Raw genomic sequence first — 13,344 nt, 5'->3', positions numbered from 1 at the left:
CTAATCTAGGTTTTGCTTGGAGCTGTCTTTTTTACGGGCAAAAAAATCAGCTGACGATGGAACGGTAGGATCCTTTTGGCACGGTTATTTCAAACCGGGCTCCTTTACCGGGAACTCCGGTCTCGGAAATTTTCATACCGGTGATTGCGAGGATCTCGCGGACGAGGAAGAGGCCGAGACCGGTATTTTTCCCGTATTCCTGGTCGAAGATCTGCTCTTTTTCTTCAAGGGGGATTCCAATGCCGTTGTCCTCGTATATGATGACTATGTGGTCATCTATCTCCCGGGTGGTTACCCGAATCTCGGTGACATGGCCTCCATGCCGCAGCGAGTTGTCGACAAGATTGTAAAATACTTTCCTGATAAGAGGATCGGTATAGATCTCAAGATTGTCGGTTTTTTCCTTGAGGGATACTATACCAAGTTCAATGGATTCCCGGACGTCCCGGATCGTGTCGGTAATATCAATCCAGTCCGGGGGGTGGACGCCGACATCCTTATAATCCCGCGTGAAAATGATCAGTTTTTCTATAAGGTTCGCAATGTTTTCCTCTTTCCTGATGATTTCCGTAAGTGTTTCATCGCGTTCATGTCTCTTCATATAGCCGATGTATCCCCGGAGGGCAGTGAGCTTGTTCAGGATATCGTGCCGGGTGACGCTGTTCAGTAACGCGACCTGGTGGCTTGCTCTCTTCAATGCATCTTCAGATCGCTTCCTCTCGGTGATGTCCATGACGGTTACCGTCACTCCTGAGGTGGTATTTCGGGGATCGAACGGGCTGAGGCTGATCATCACGTCAATGATCGAACCGTCTTTTTTCTGGATCCGGGATTCCAGTGTACGGACACCCTTGTAATCCATCGGCTTATACAGGTCCCTCCTGATCCGCTCGTACTCGGCATCATCAATATACATTATCCGGGTATTTTTCCCGGTCAGTTCCTTCTCGGAATATCCCGTCATGTCGCAAAGGGAGTTGTTGACCTTACGAAATACCCGATCAACAAGGAGTGCAACCCCGACCGGTGTGGCGTCAAGCATACTCTGGAGGACCGCATCGTTCTCGCGGAGTGCATCTTCTGCCTGTTTATGCTGCTCGACTTCGGTCTGCAGTTTCGTGGTCCGTTCCTGGATCTTCTCCTCGAGTTCCAGCTGGTAACGTTTCATCTCGGAGATATCTTCCAGTATCATGCCTGCTGCCCGGCCCCCGCTTTCAAATACCAGGGGGATCAGTTTCATCCTGAAATACCGGTCATTGTCACCGATCTCGAAATGGACCTCGTGGGAGGTCCCGGTTCCTTCGAGTGCCTGCTCAAGGGATGCCCGGTATTCTTCCGAAAAATACGGGGCAAGACCGGAATGTTCGATCTTCTTTCCTTTCAGCTCATCTTTTGTCAGGAGGAAAAATGAGAGGAAGGCATCGTTCACTTCCTGGATGAACAGGTCGCGGTCAAGGATCAGGATCAGTTCTGATGAGAGACTCAGCATGTTGATCATCGGGAGACGCTCGGAGAGATAGAAGATCTTCGCCCGGCCAAGTTCGCGCAGCTCAGCCTGCCCGGATATCATCATTGAGTTGAGATATTTTGCCGCAGTTGCCCGGTTGAGTGAGAGTTTTTTTGAAACTTCCTCAATGGTCAGTCCCTTGGGATTATCCTTTAAGAGATCCCGTATCCGGGCCTGCTCGTGTTCCTGTCCCATATTTCCTCAAAAAATCTTACCAGATTATTGTCAATTCACAATATATATCATTGATGGTGGTTGCCAATAATTAACATCAATAATCATCATAGAACGCAACGTATAAATATTAATTTGGGAAAATGGTGATAGTACAATTTATTGTGGTGCAACCATGGGGAAACTCAGGTACTATGCAGAGGCATTTGAACAGACGCTGGGTGCTGTCGTGCGAAACGACGGGGGCCATACACATATTGTATTGTAATGTAAGTGTCACACAACCGATCCCGGTTATAGAAAAACAGTGTATGGAAGAAGGTGTGTGATCATCGAATTCTGATTATTCCTGAGAGGATGTGTATATGTTAGACAATTACATGAAAAAATTCAACAGCCAGAAGATCGGGACCAAGATCCTGATCATCTGCCTGATCCTTGTTATCATACCCACGCTCGTGCTGGGTATTGTTGCGTATATTACCGCAAGCAGTGCTATCAATGAACAGCTCGATTCGAGGCTGACCACGCAGGTCAATGGTATGCGGGCCCTGACCTCCAATTCGTATGACTTGTCAAAAGACCGGCTGAATGGAGACCTTAACCTTCTGCGGAGCAGGTTTGCCGCATATGGGACGCCGTCAATCAGTGATGGAAAGATCACCTATGGCGGCCAGACGGTCAATGATAATTTTGTCGTGGTTGATTCCATTGAGAAGGATATGGGTTCGAAGGCGACCGTCTTCCAGAAGGTTGGTGACAAGGCCCTCCGTGTATCAACAAATGTCATCGGGGCAGATGGCAAACGCGCCATTGGCACATCCGTTTCAGATGCTGTGTATAAAGAGGTCATTGTCAATGGCAAGACCTATTATGGCACTGCTGATGTTGTCGGGAAAAAGTATGCAGTCGTCTATGAGCCGATAAAAAACTCTGCAGGTGAGATTATCGGGATTCTCTTTGTCGGTGTTCCGGAAGATGAGGTATATGGCCCGCTGAAGAAAGAGATCAAGGAATCAAAGATTGGCGAGAACGGGTATATCTATGTCATAAACGGTAAGGGCGATATCCTGATCCATCCCGATGCATCGATGGTAGGCACGAACCCGGACACTCCCTTTTCGAAAGAAATGGTCGCCAACAAGGATAAAGTCACGGACAAGGCTGCAAAAATCGATTATACCTGGAATGGCAAGAATGCCCGTGCGTATTATACCTACTTCCCCGCAACGGACTGGATTGTTATTGCACGTGTCGATCCCGCTGACTTTTCCGGACCCGTAGATATGCTGAGGAATGCCATCATCCTCATCCTTGTGATCAGCATCGGTATCGGAGCATTTGTTGCCATGCGGTTTGGTAAATCGATTGCCCAGCGCATGGAGAGCCTGGTCAACCTGGGCCGCCGGGTCAAGGACGGGGATCTGGCCGGCACCGCAAAGGACCTCGGGACCCGGTCGGAGGACTCGGAGATCACGGATGAGATCAATGATGTTGCACAGGCATTCGGCGGGGTGGTGTCCACCCTCAAGACCCTGAACACCGAGATCAATACCCTGAGTGCTGCCGCGGTTGAAGGCAAACTGGATGTCCGCGGGGACGCCACGAAATTCCAGGGCGACTACGCAATCATGATCAAGGGCCTCAATAACACGATGGATGCAGTCATCAATCCCCTGAATATGGCTGCTGACTCAGTGGACCGGATCAGCAAAGGCGATATCCCCCCAAAGATCACCGCACAGTACAATGGTGATTTCAATACCATCAAGAATAACCTGAACCAGTGCTTTGATGCGGTCAACCTTCTGGTGCATGATACGAGCATGCTCAGTAAGGCGGCTGTTGAAGGCAAACTTGAGACCCGGGTCGATCCCTCCCGCCACAAGGGGGACTTCCGCAAGGTAATCCAGGGTGTTGACGATACCCTCGATGCAGTCACCGGGCCCCTGAAGGTTGCAGCAAAATACGTGGACCGGATCAGCAAGGGAGATATCCCAGAGAAGATTACGGACAATTATAAAGGCGATTTCAACGAGCTCAAGAACAACCTGAACCAGTGCATTGACGCCATCAATCTCCTTGTGAAAGATGCCCATATGCTTGCCGACGGGGCCGTAGAAGGGCGGCTTGACAGCCGTGCAGATGCGATGAAGCACCAGGGAGATTTCCGTAAGATCATTGAAGGTGTCAACAATACTCTCGACGCGGTCATCGGGCCCCTGAACAATGCCGCCGAGTACGTGGACCGGATCAGCAAGGGAGAGATCCCGTCGAAGATCACTGCTGAATACAAGGGTGATTTCAACGAGCTCAAGAACAACCTGAACCAGTGCATTGACGCCATCAACCTCCTTGTGAAAGATGCCCGCATGCTCAGCGAGGCAGCCGTGGAAGGGCGGCTTGACAGTCGTGCCGATGCAGCGAAGCACCAGGGAGATTTCCGCAAGATCATCGAAGGTGTCAACGATACTCTTGACGCGGTCATCGGCCCGCTCCACATGGCCGCTGAATATGTGGACAAGATCAGCAAAGGCGAGATCCCTGTTAAGATCACAGCGTCCTATAACGGGGACTTCAACGAGCTCAAGAACAACCTCAATACCTGTATTGACGGTCTTGGCGGTCTTGTCGAGAGCAATGCAGTCCTCCAGAGGATGGCCAACAACGATTACAGCGTTGCGGTCAATGGGAATTACAAGGGCATCTTTGCCGATGTGGGAACAGCTGTCAACACGGTCGAAGACCGTGTCAAGCATGTGACCGCTATCGCCAACCACATTGCGGTTGGGGATATCAGCGATCTCAGGGAGCTCAAGAGAGCCGGAAAACGTTCCGAGAATGATCAACTCACCACGGCCTTCATCAGCATGATGGAAGCCATCGACCGGATGATCGAGGATGCCAATATGCTCAGCAAATCCGCGATTGCCGGCCAGCTCAACACACGTGCCGATACGTCCAACCACCAGGGAGACTTCCGTAAGATCATCGATGGTGTCAACAACACGCTGGACGCGGTCATCGATCCGCTGAATGAGGCTATGCACATCTCTGACGAGTACGCAAAGCAGAATTTCACCGTCCGCTTCAATGAGGAGCTTAAGGTCCAGGGCGAATTCATCAGGTTCAAGGAAGCCCTCAACAATGTCGGTATCCAGGTCTCCCGTGCGATGGGACGGGTCACTGACCAGATCAGTGAGCTGACTGCAGGTGCACAGGCAGCAAGTGCAAATGTGGAAGAAGTAGCTGCAGGAGCAAACCAGATAGCCCAGAATATGGGTGTTGTCAGCACCAATGCAGAACGGAGCGGGGAAGGGATCAAGCAGGTCCTGAAGGCCATGGAAGACCTCTCATCCACTGTCCAGGAAGTTGCGAACAAGGCCGACCTTGTTGCCCAGCTGGCCCGGAAATCCGAGGAACTTTCACAGAAAGGAACCGATCTTGCCAACCTTGCCGACAAGGGCATGACAGGGATCACCAAGTCATCCACGGATGTCAACCAGATCATCCTTGACATCAAGTCCCAGATGGACCAGATCGGTGACATCGTCATCCTGATTGCAAACCTCGCAAACCAGACCAACCTCCTTGCCCTGAATGCCGCAATTGAGGCGGCCCGGGCCGGCGAGGCGGGGCGCGGGTTTGCCGTTGTCGCAACCGAGGTCAAATCGCTGGCCGAGGAGTCCGAGAACTCTGCACAGAAGATCCGGCAGATGATCGATGTGCTCCAGAGACAGACCCAGCTCGCGGTCGATACGGTCGAAAAATCGAATGAAGGTGTCCGGGAAGGCAGCTCGGCACTCACCCAGACGCTCGAAGTCTTCACCACGATCGTTAACTCAATCAACGACATCAACAAGAACATCAGCGATGTGGCTGCATCTGCCGAGGAACAGGCAGCATCGGTCCAGGAAGTAACGGCAAGTGTCACCACGGTCAGCAGTCTTGTCGATGATACGGCAAGCGAAGCAACCAATGCTGCAGCAGCCAGCGAAGAGTCGTCAGCTGCCATCGATCAGATCTCCAAGGTAATCCAGAATGTGACCACTATTGTTGATTCCGTGAACAAGGAGATCTCGGCGTTCAGGATCGAGATTCCAGCTGTCGACAAGAAACCGCGAAGAGACCGTACCTCCGCTGACAGGGATTATACCCCGTCATGATTTTTCAGGTCTCACATGCCGTTGATATAGAAAATGATCACAATGAACCACGTAAGAAACCATGCCAGAATGATGAGGAAAACAATATACAGGTGTTAAAAAATGGTTGATATCAGAAACTATGAAGCGATCTTTGAACAAACTCCGCTTGCATTGCTGCTTGTTGATAAACAACTGAAAAATATCAAGACCAACGAGCAGTTCTGCACGATTACCGGCATTTCCCGGGACAGGGTGCTTGCCCTGAAAATCACCGATTTCAAGGACCGGGGCCTTATCAAATATGTCAGAGATACCGGAGAGACATTCCAGGATGCAATATCCAAAAAACGGGTTGTTCATGGCCAGTCAACGCTCGATACCCCTGCCGGCAGGATCGAGGTATTACGGACGATCCTCCCCCTGTTTGATGAGAATGGCAATCTTGAGTACGTCTATATTGCCTATAACAATGTCACAAAGAACATCAAAATCCAGGAATTCATGGGAAAAGGCGTTGACGATTTCATCGAGACCTGTAAAGAAGCTGCCACCGGTAACCTGATGGTCCGGCTTGAGATCGCAAAACCCGATACAGATACTCAGGAGGTACACGATCAACTCGTAAAACTCAGGGACGGGATCCGCGGCCTTATCGTCAGTCTCAGGCAGAACATCACAAATGTAAACGACCAGATGCAGAACCTGACAACGACCTCTGACAGCGCAACCCGGAGCGTCGAAGACGCATCCAAGAGCGTGAACCAGATCGCGAAGAACGCAGGTTCTGTTTCGGAGAATGCGCAAAAGGCGAGCGAAGGGATCGAACAGATGGCCAAGGCGATGCAGGATATGAGCGCAGCGGTTGAAGAGATCACCTCAAGCATGGAGAGTGTATCGACCCAGGCCAACAATGCCAACAGTTCGGCCAAGGCCGGTGCCCTCCTTGCAGAAAATGTCAACAAGGACATATCCGAAATATCCGTGGGAACCAACCAGGTCTATGGTGTTGTCAAGGACATCGGGAAACAGATGAACGATATCAGCAAGATCGTTGTACTTATCCGCGATCTTGCCAGCCAGACCAACCTGCTGGCCCTCAACGCGGCCATCGAAGCGGCCCGGGCCGGTGAACATGGCCGGGGTTTTGCGGTTGTCGCCTCCGAAGTCAAATCCCTTGCACAGGAATCGCGGTCCAGTGCCGAAAAGATCGAAGAGATGATCACCCAGCTCAACCTTGCGACCATGAAGGCAGCGGATGGTATGGAAGGAGCCCAGGAGCATGTCAGGAAAGGTGTAGGGGAGTCACAGCAGGCCCTTGAAGTGTTCAGGACAATCCAGAAAGCAGCCGAGACCGTTGCAAACAGTGCCTCCGAAGTTGCCGCAGCAACCCAGGAACAGGCTGCAACAACCGAAGAGATCACGGCAAGTGTCTCTGAAGTAGCGACACTCATTGAACATACAGCAAAAGAAGCCGGTGATGCTGCTGCCGCAACAGAAGAGTCCGCCGCGGCCATTGACGAGATTGCCCGCATGGTCCATACGGTCAATGAAGTTGCCGTAGGCGCGATGGAAGCGAATCGTAAATTCAAGGTGGACTGATGCAGGATGTGTTGCCCATGAGTGCGAAAGCAAGTGAACCGGTTGCAATGACAAAAAAATCCGCAATGTCAAAAAAAGAACAGGGACACGAATCGATCCAGGTCGTGGAATTCGTTTTGGGAAATGAACATTTTGCCATCGACCTGTTCGATGTCAAGGAAGTGGTGGAGTATACAACGATCACGAAATTACCCAATGTCCCGGCCTATGTCCGGGGCATCATCGATCTCCGTGGCGAGATCACGATGATCGTTGATCTCAAACACCGGCTGAAAATTACTGAAAAAAGTAACGCCTCGCTCGAAGCGTCGAGGATCATTGTCCTCGATGACAAGATCGCCACCTCAAAGATGGGAATCCTTGTCGATGACGTGACCTCCGTATCGACGTTTGAGGGTCACCAGGTGGACTATACTTCGGCATCAGTCAACAAGGAAGACAGCGCAATTATCGGCATCATCAAGCGTATGGTGAAGGTGAAAGAGAAAGAGAAGAACGAACTGATCATCTGGATCGATCTCAAACAGCTGCTCACCGATATTGAAGCATCCGTCTGAATGCCGCGATCTCTCCAAAAACGTGTGTGCATCCTGGCACGTCAGGCCATAGTATTTTTTTCTCGGGTAGATCATCGCGAGCCTGACAGGCGTTTCCCGGTCTCCTTTTCCAGCCGGGAATTCTGGTATTAAATATTTTTTTAAGTATGTTTACATAAATACGGATTTTATCACCGGGAATTTTTCAGCTGGTCCTGGTACCAGCTGTCAACAGACTGGTATGTTCCGGTGGCCCGGGCGATCCGGACTGCCAGCAGGTGCCAGCAGGTCCTGCCCCGGTACATGAAGTCGCTGCAGGTGCAGAATTCATCCTCAACAATATACCGCGAAGTCCTTCCCTCAACCACAAAAAAGTCGAGATATTTCATTACCTTGTGGTCATCGATTGCCGCGAGTGCCTTCTTTCCCCGGGTGCCAAACGCGGTCTCGATCTCCCCGCGGATCTCCAAATCGAGCGCCTTCCTCTCCGCGAGGTGCTGCCAGAGATCGTTCATGGGACCGTGCGGAGCACCGGGGTATCATCGATGTAGTGCCACCGGCGCCGGGCCGCGAGCCGTTTCATGGCCGGCGCTTCGAGCGCATAGTGCGTTGCTTCGATGCAGGGGAGGGGAGCAAAACGTGCAATGGAGTGTTTCAGTTCCGCGGAAAGGAATGCATCCGCTCCCTTCTCCTTTGCTTCCGTTAGAATCTCCGGGTCAAACCCGCTGCCGGCAACGACCGCGAGCCGGCCCGGGCGGGTCAGGTTTCCCCAGACCCGCAGGGGACACCCGAGCCTGCGTGAGATCTCTTCAAGGGTGACCGGGCAGGAACCAACCAATCCGAGAGACAGCGGGACCGTATCCGTGAGCGAGAGGAGCTCTGCCAGCGCATCGTTCACACCCTCTTCGGCATGGTCGTAGTTGGTATGCATCACCCAGATATTCATCCGGGCGGAGAGCACGTCCCGCATCAGCGCCGCGGTGCTGCCAGTGACGGAGGTCAGGGGGGTCCAGAGGGGTGTGTGGTGGACAACCAGCATGCCGGCGTTTTTCCGGACCGCTTCTTTCACAACCGCCGGTGTCGCGTCAAGGGCACAGCAGACCGTGGAAAATTCCGGGGCGCCTTCAACAATGAGGCCGATCTTTCCTGCATCGAAGTCCTCGGCCAGCTCGGGAGGTGCCAGCCGTTCCATATCCTCAATGAAGGTATTGACATCCATACAGGATCATCGCTCTCCGGGATTAAATAGCATTTATTACTCAAAGTAATAGCAATTAGTTTAAATATGCATTAAAACATATTTTTGAATATGCAGAAGACTATCGGCCAGATCAATGAACGCATCCGCGAGGGCAGTGCCCGGGTCGTCACCGCTGAGGAGATGCCCGCACTCGTTGCCGAGCTCGGGGAACAGGGTGCCCTGAAGGAGGTTGACGTGGTGACAACGGGGACCTTCGGGGCGATGTGCTCGTCCGGCGCGTTCCTCAACTTCGGCCATGCCGAACCTCCCATCCGGATGGAGCGGATCTGGCTGAACAATGTCGAGGCATATGGCGGGCTCGCAGCTGTAGACACGTATATCGGGGCCACGCAGCAGTCCGATACGCTCCAGGCTGAATATGGCGGGGCGCACGTGATCGAGGACCTGGTTGCCGGGAAATCCGTGGAACTCCGGGCCAGCTCCCACGGCACGGACTGTTACCCGCGGAGGACGATAACGACTGACCTCCTGCTCGAGAACCTCAACCAGGCGATCATGTGCAACCCGCGCAATGCGTACCAGCGCTACAACGCGGCGACCAATACCACCGACCGTCTCCTCCACACGTACATGGGGACGCTCCTTCCCGGGACCGGCAATGTCTCGTTCTCGGGAGCCGGGCTCTTAAACCCGATATCGAACGACCCGAAATTCAGGCTTATCGGCAGCGGCGTCCCGATCTTCCTCTGCGGGGCACCGGGCATGGTGATCGGCGAAGGCACCCAGCACTCTCCTGCAGGAGGGTTTGGCACGCTGATGGTCACCGGTGACATGAAGCAGATGTCGCAGGACTACCTGAGGGCAGCGACCATGACCGGGTACGGGGTGACCCTGTATGTCGGTCTCGGTGTGCCGCTGCCAGTGCTCGACCTGGATGTGGTCCGTGCCACCGCAGTCCGTGATGAGGACATATCGGTCGATATCCTCGATTACGGTGTCCCGAGCCGTTCCCGCCCGACCGTGCGGACGGCAACGTATGCAGAGCTCCGCAGCGGCTCGGTGGAGATTGAAGGCGATGACGTGCGGACGTCCTCGCTCTCCAGCTTCCGCGGGGCACGGAAGGTTGCCGGCGAACTGAAAGAATGGGTGGAGCAGGGGAAGATGCAGCTTGCGCTCCCGACCCGCCCGATCGATCCTGCACGGCAGGCCCGGCCGATGTTCCAGACCGTAAAAGGTCCCCGCGTCCTGGACATCATGAACCGTTCCGTCATCACTATCGGCGAGTCAGAAGAGATCCAGACCGCTGCAAAGAAGCTCCTCAAGGGCGACGTCAACCACCTGCCTGTGGTCAATGAAAAAGGCCAGCTGGTCGGCATCGTCACCACGTTCGATGTCTCAAAGGCAGTGGCAAACCCCGGCAAGGCCCATCTCGTGAAGGACATCATGAAGACCAAAGTGATCACCGCAGCACCTGACGAATCAGTTGATATCGCCATCCAGAAACTGGAGCAGAACAATATCAGCGCCCTGCCGGTTATCGACAAAGACCACCATGTCATCGCGCTCCTCACGGCAATGGACCTGGGGAAGCTCCTTGGCGGGAGGTGGCTGAAATGAAACTTCTCGTGAACTTCTCGAGGGGCAAGGGCCGGAAACCGATCATCGCCCAGGTGGTCCGTGACACCGGGGTCCTGATCAATGTAGAACGGGCAAACATTGACTCATCGGAAGGTGAAGCGCTGATCGATGTCCCCGATGACCAGTGCCAGCTCGTCCGGGACTCCATGACCAGTCTCGGTGCCCGGGTGCGGCTCCTGGACCGTGGTATCAGCTATAACGAGAGCGAGTGCGTGGACTGCGGGGCGTGCATCAGTGTCTGCCCCCGCGAGGTCTTCTCGTTCGATCCGGCATGGAAACTCCGGCATGAAGAGGAGAAGTGCATCCTCTGCGGGAAGTGCATTGATGCCTGCCCGCACCGGGCGCTGACCCTGCCGCTATGATCCGGGAACCGTTCCATTTCCGGGAAACGTTTGCGACAATTCTCGCAGACGACCAGGTGCACGTAAACGCCGCAAAGGCCGGGATACTTGCCGCACGGCAGGTGCTTGAGGCATATATCGCCCGCGATCCGTTTTTTGCCGCCACGTTCAGTCCGTATGTTCCGGATTCGAATGACCAGGTAATTGTTCGCATGGCGGACGCAACGCGAAAGGCTGGCGTCGGACCAATGGCCGCAGTCGCCGGTACGATCGCGTGGGCCGGTGTCGAGGCAATGCAGGAAGCCGGTGCATTGTTTGGTGTGATTGACAACGGCGGCGATATCGCTCTCATCGCGGACCGGCCGGTCAGGGTTGGCGTCCATGCAGGAGAGGCGGCACTCTCCAACCGGATCGCGTTTGTCGTTCCTCCGCAGGACCGGGTGCTTGGCATCTGTACATCATCGGCAACGGTCGGCCCTTCGATCTCGTTTGGTGTCGCGGATGCCGTAACAATTTTCTCGCACGATGTCGCGCTTGCTGACGCGTGGGCAACGTCCGTGTGCAACCAGATCCGGCCGGATGACCGGGGCGTGTTCGACCGCGTGAACCCGGATGAAGTTGACGGGATCTTTACGCTGATGGGCAGCGAGACGGTCCGGTGGGGAGATCTGCCGCCGGTTGTCAGTGCGATGGTGGACGAACAGCTGATCAGTGCCGGGGACCGGCAATGATTGATGAAAAAAAGTTCAAGGCACTAAATTATCGCGAACACTAATTTTTCGGACACAGAAATAAAACATGAAACCGGTAGAAAAGGCAGTCTTCAAGTTCACGCCCCCACGTGTGTGGGGAACTCTCATTGTGTGGAACTTGAGCCGGCCGGTCCCTACGGTTCATCCCCACGCATGTGGGGAACTCAGTCCCGGTGTTCACCCTGCGTTCAAGGTCAACGGTTCATCCCCACGCATGTGGGGAACTCTTGAGCTGGATCGGGGCCATGTCTCGGATGGCCGGTTCATCCCCACGCATGTGGGGAACTCAAGATGAGCGATGCAACGAAGCGGTGGATTACCGGTTCATCCCCACGCATGTGGGGAACTCAAATTTAGCACAACGGAATGCAAATAATAACGCGGTTCATCCCCACGCATGTGGGGAACTCTCGTTGACCCACGCAAACAGTTCAGGGTCTTCCGGTTCATCCCCACGCATGTGGGGAACTCCAGGTGCCACGGAGCCGGGTTTTTCGCGAAACCGGTTCATCCCCACGCATGTGGGGAACTCATCTGCGCAGCGGAGAGGTCTTTCTCGTTGACCGGTTCATCCCCACGCATGTGGGGAACTCTTTCCTCGTACCCAATCACCGTTAATTGGTGGCGGTTCATCCCCACGCATGTGGGGAACTCGATAAAGCAGGGGTTACAAAGTGAATATATCCCGGTTCATCCCCACGCATGTGGGGAACTCATCGCCATGTCTGTTGTCATATTCGCAATGATCGGTTCATCCCCACGCATGTGGGGAACTCGCCTGATACCAGTGGAGTTGTCCCCGATATACCGGTTCATCCCCACGCATGTGGGGAACTCAGAATACCCGTAATGGCGAACTCGACCCCGGCCGGTTCATCCCCACGCATGTGGGGAACTCCGGGGATGCAGCCGTCCCAGCCAGCTGCTGGCCGGTTCATCCCCACGCATGTGGGGAACTCTGTAAGGGCCGTGAGACCCGATCTCTGGGGGCCGGTTCATCCCCACGCATGTGGGGAACTCTCCGTTTTCGTTTTCCGTCTGTGGAGTGAAAACGGTTCATCCCCACGCATGTGGGGAACTCCATGGTATACCAACCCAATGGTTTACCAAGGCCGGTTCATCCCCACGCATGTGGGGAACTCGTTTGCCGCTTGATACACCGACAGCGTTTGTCCGGTTCATCCCCACGCATGTGGGGAACTCCTCTCCGATCGTTAGGTCGTCGAGGATGTGCTCGGTTCATCCCCACGCATGTGGGGAACTCACCGAACTGGACGTGGTAATTCCCTCCCGGAACGGTTCATCCCCACGCATGTGGGGAACTCTGCGTGGTCTGCTTCGCAACGGTCGCCTGTTTCGGTTCATCCCCACGCATGTGGGGAACTCATTTTCAGTCGTGCGCTCATCTCATCAAGTCTCGGTTCATCCCCACGCATGTGGGGAACTCG

Annotated in this window: 9 protein-coding genes and 1 CRISPR repeat array; of the genes, 6 read left to right on the top strand and 3 right to left on the bottom strand. The window is 54.0% G+C overall.

Annotated features, from left to right (window positions below; genetic code table 11):
* Positions 1-46: 46 nt before the first annotated feature.
* Positions 47-1,702: a PAS domain-containing sensor histidine kinase gene (locus tag M0R30_RS09515; RefSeq protein WP_292546249.1), complete on the bottom strand. Its 1,656-nt coding sequence runs from the start codon at positions 1,700-1,702 to the stop codon at positions 47-49.
* Positions 1,703-2,046: 344 nt separating this feature from the next.
* Here M0R30_RS09515 and M0R30_RS09510 point away from each other — a divergent pair, with 344 nt between their 5' ends.
* The 3 genes from M0R30_RS09510 to M0R30_RS09500 all read left to right on the top strand — a co-directional run bounded on the left by M0R30_RS09510 (position 2,047) and on the right by M0R30_RS09500 (position 7,985).
* Positions 2,047-5,847 carry a Cache 3/Cache 2 fusion domain-containing protein gene (locus tag M0R30_RS09510; RefSeq protein ID WP_292546247.1) on the top strand — a complete coding sequence of 1,267 codons (3,801 nt, stop codon included), beginning with the start codon at positions 2,047-2,049 and terminating at the stop codon, positions 5,845-5,847.
* 102 nt (positions 5,848-5,949) lie between these two features.
* Complete coding sequence (locus tag M0R30_RS09505) at positions 5,950-7,428, top strand: methyl-accepting chemotaxis protein (RefSeq protein WP_292546245.1); 1,479 nt, start codon at positions 5,950-5,952, stop codon at positions 7,426-7,428.
* A 17-nt stretch (positions 7,429-7,445) separates the two neighbouring features.
* A complete protein-coding gene (locus M0R30_RS09500; RefSeq protein WP_292546243.1) occupies positions 7,446-7,985 on the top strand; it encodes a chemotaxis protein CheW in 540 nt (179 codons plus the stop codon).
* A gap of 170 nt (positions 7,986-8,155) precedes the next feature.
* Here the strand turns inward: M0R30_RS09500 and M0R30_RS09495 are convergent, their stop codons facing one another.
* Both M0R30_RS09495 and M0R30_RS09490 read right to left on the bottom strand, forming a co-directional pair.
* Positions 8,156-8,479: an SWIM zinc finger family protein gene (locus M0R30_RS09495; protein ID WP_292546241.1), complete on the bottom strand. Its 324-nt coding sequence runs from the start codon at positions 8,477-8,479 to the stop codon at positions 8,156-8,158.
* Positions 8,476-9,183, bottom strand: a complete 708-nt coding sequence (locus tag M0R30_RS09490) for a Nif3-like dinuclear metal center hexameric protein (RefSeq protein WP_292546239.1) — start codon at positions 9,181-9,183, stop codon at positions 8,476-8,478. The genes M0R30_RS09495 and M0R30_RS09490 overlap by 4 nt, the downstream gene beginning before the upstream one ends.
* 90 nt (positions 9,184-9,273) lie before the next feature.
* Between M0R30_RS09490 and M0R30_RS09485 the strand changes: the two genes are divergently transcribed.
* The 3 genes from M0R30_RS09485 to M0R30_RS09475 are packed head-to-tail and all read left to right on the top strand — an operon-like array spanning position 9,274 to position 11,875.
* Positions 9,274-10,782 (top strand): homocysteine biosynthesis protein, encoded by a 1,509-nt coding sequence (locus tag M0R30_RS09485; protein ID WP_292546237.1) that lies wholly within the window; start codon positions 9,274-9,276, stop codon positions 10,780-10,782.
* Complete coding sequence (locus M0R30_RS09480) at positions 10,779-11,165, top strand: 4Fe-4S binding protein (protein ID WP_292546235.1); 387 nt, start codon at positions 10,779-10,781, stop codon at positions 11,163-11,165. The genes M0R30_RS09485 and M0R30_RS09480 overlap by 4 nt, the downstream gene beginning before the upstream one ends.
* Positions 11,162-11,875, top strand: a complete 714-nt coding sequence (locus tag M0R30_RS09475; protein WP_292546233.1) for a UPF0280 family protein — start codon at positions 11,162-11,164, stop codon at positions 11,873-11,875. The genes M0R30_RS09480 and M0R30_RS09475 overlap by 4 nt, the downstream gene beginning before the upstream one ends.
* A gap of 96 nt (positions 11,876-11,971) precedes the next feature.
* A CRISPR array of direct repeats spans positions 11,972-13,343; the repeat unit is 29 nt; unit sequence CGGTTCATCCCCACGCATGTGGGGAACTC.
* Between the last annotated feature and the right edge of the window lies 1 nt (position 13,344).

It is taken from the genome of Methanoregula sp. (assembly GCF_023227875.1).
Classification (GTDB): Archaea; Halobacteriota; Methanomicrobia; order Methanomicrobiales; family Methanospirillaceae; genus Methanoregula.
The sequence above is the reverse complement of the archived record's forward strand: the minus strand, read 5'-3'. Positions and strand labels throughout refer to the sequence as shown.

Coding starts and splice junctions, on each gene's coding strand:
- M0R30_RS09515 (WP_292546249.1), bottom strand. CDS start 1,702: ATGGGACAGGAACACGAGCAGGCCCGGATACGGGATCTCTTAAAGGAT.
- M0R30_RS09510 (WP_292546247.1), top strand. CDS start 2,047: ATGTTAGACAATTACATGAAAAAATTCAACAGCCAGAAGATCGGGACC.
- M0R30_RS09505 (WP_292546245.1), top strand. CDS start 5,950: ATGGTTGATATCAGAAACTATGAAGCGATCTTTGAACAAACTCCGCTT.
- M0R30_RS09500 (WP_292546243.1), top strand. CDS start 7,446: ATGAGTGCGAAAGCAAGTGAACCGGTTGCAATGACAAAAAAATCCGCA.
- M0R30_RS09495 (WP_292546241.1), bottom strand. CDS start 8,479: ATGAACGATCTCTGGCAGCACCTCGCGGAGAGGAAGGCGCTCGATTTG.
- M0R30_RS09490 (WP_292546239.1), bottom strand. CDS start 9,183: ATGGATGTCAATACCTTCATTGAGGATATGGAACGGCTGGCACCTCCC.
- M0R30_RS09485 (WP_292546237.1), top strand. CDS start 9,274: ATGCAGAAGACTATCGGCCAGATCAATGAACGCATCCGCGAGGGCAGT.
- M0R30_RS09480 (WP_292546235.1), top strand. CDS start 10,779: ATGAAACTTCTCGTGAACTTCTCGAGGGGCAAGGGCCGGAAACCGATC.
- M0R30_RS09475 (WP_292546233.1), top strand. CDS start 11,162: ATGATCCGGGAACCGTTCCATTTCCGGGAAACGTTTGCGACAATTCTC.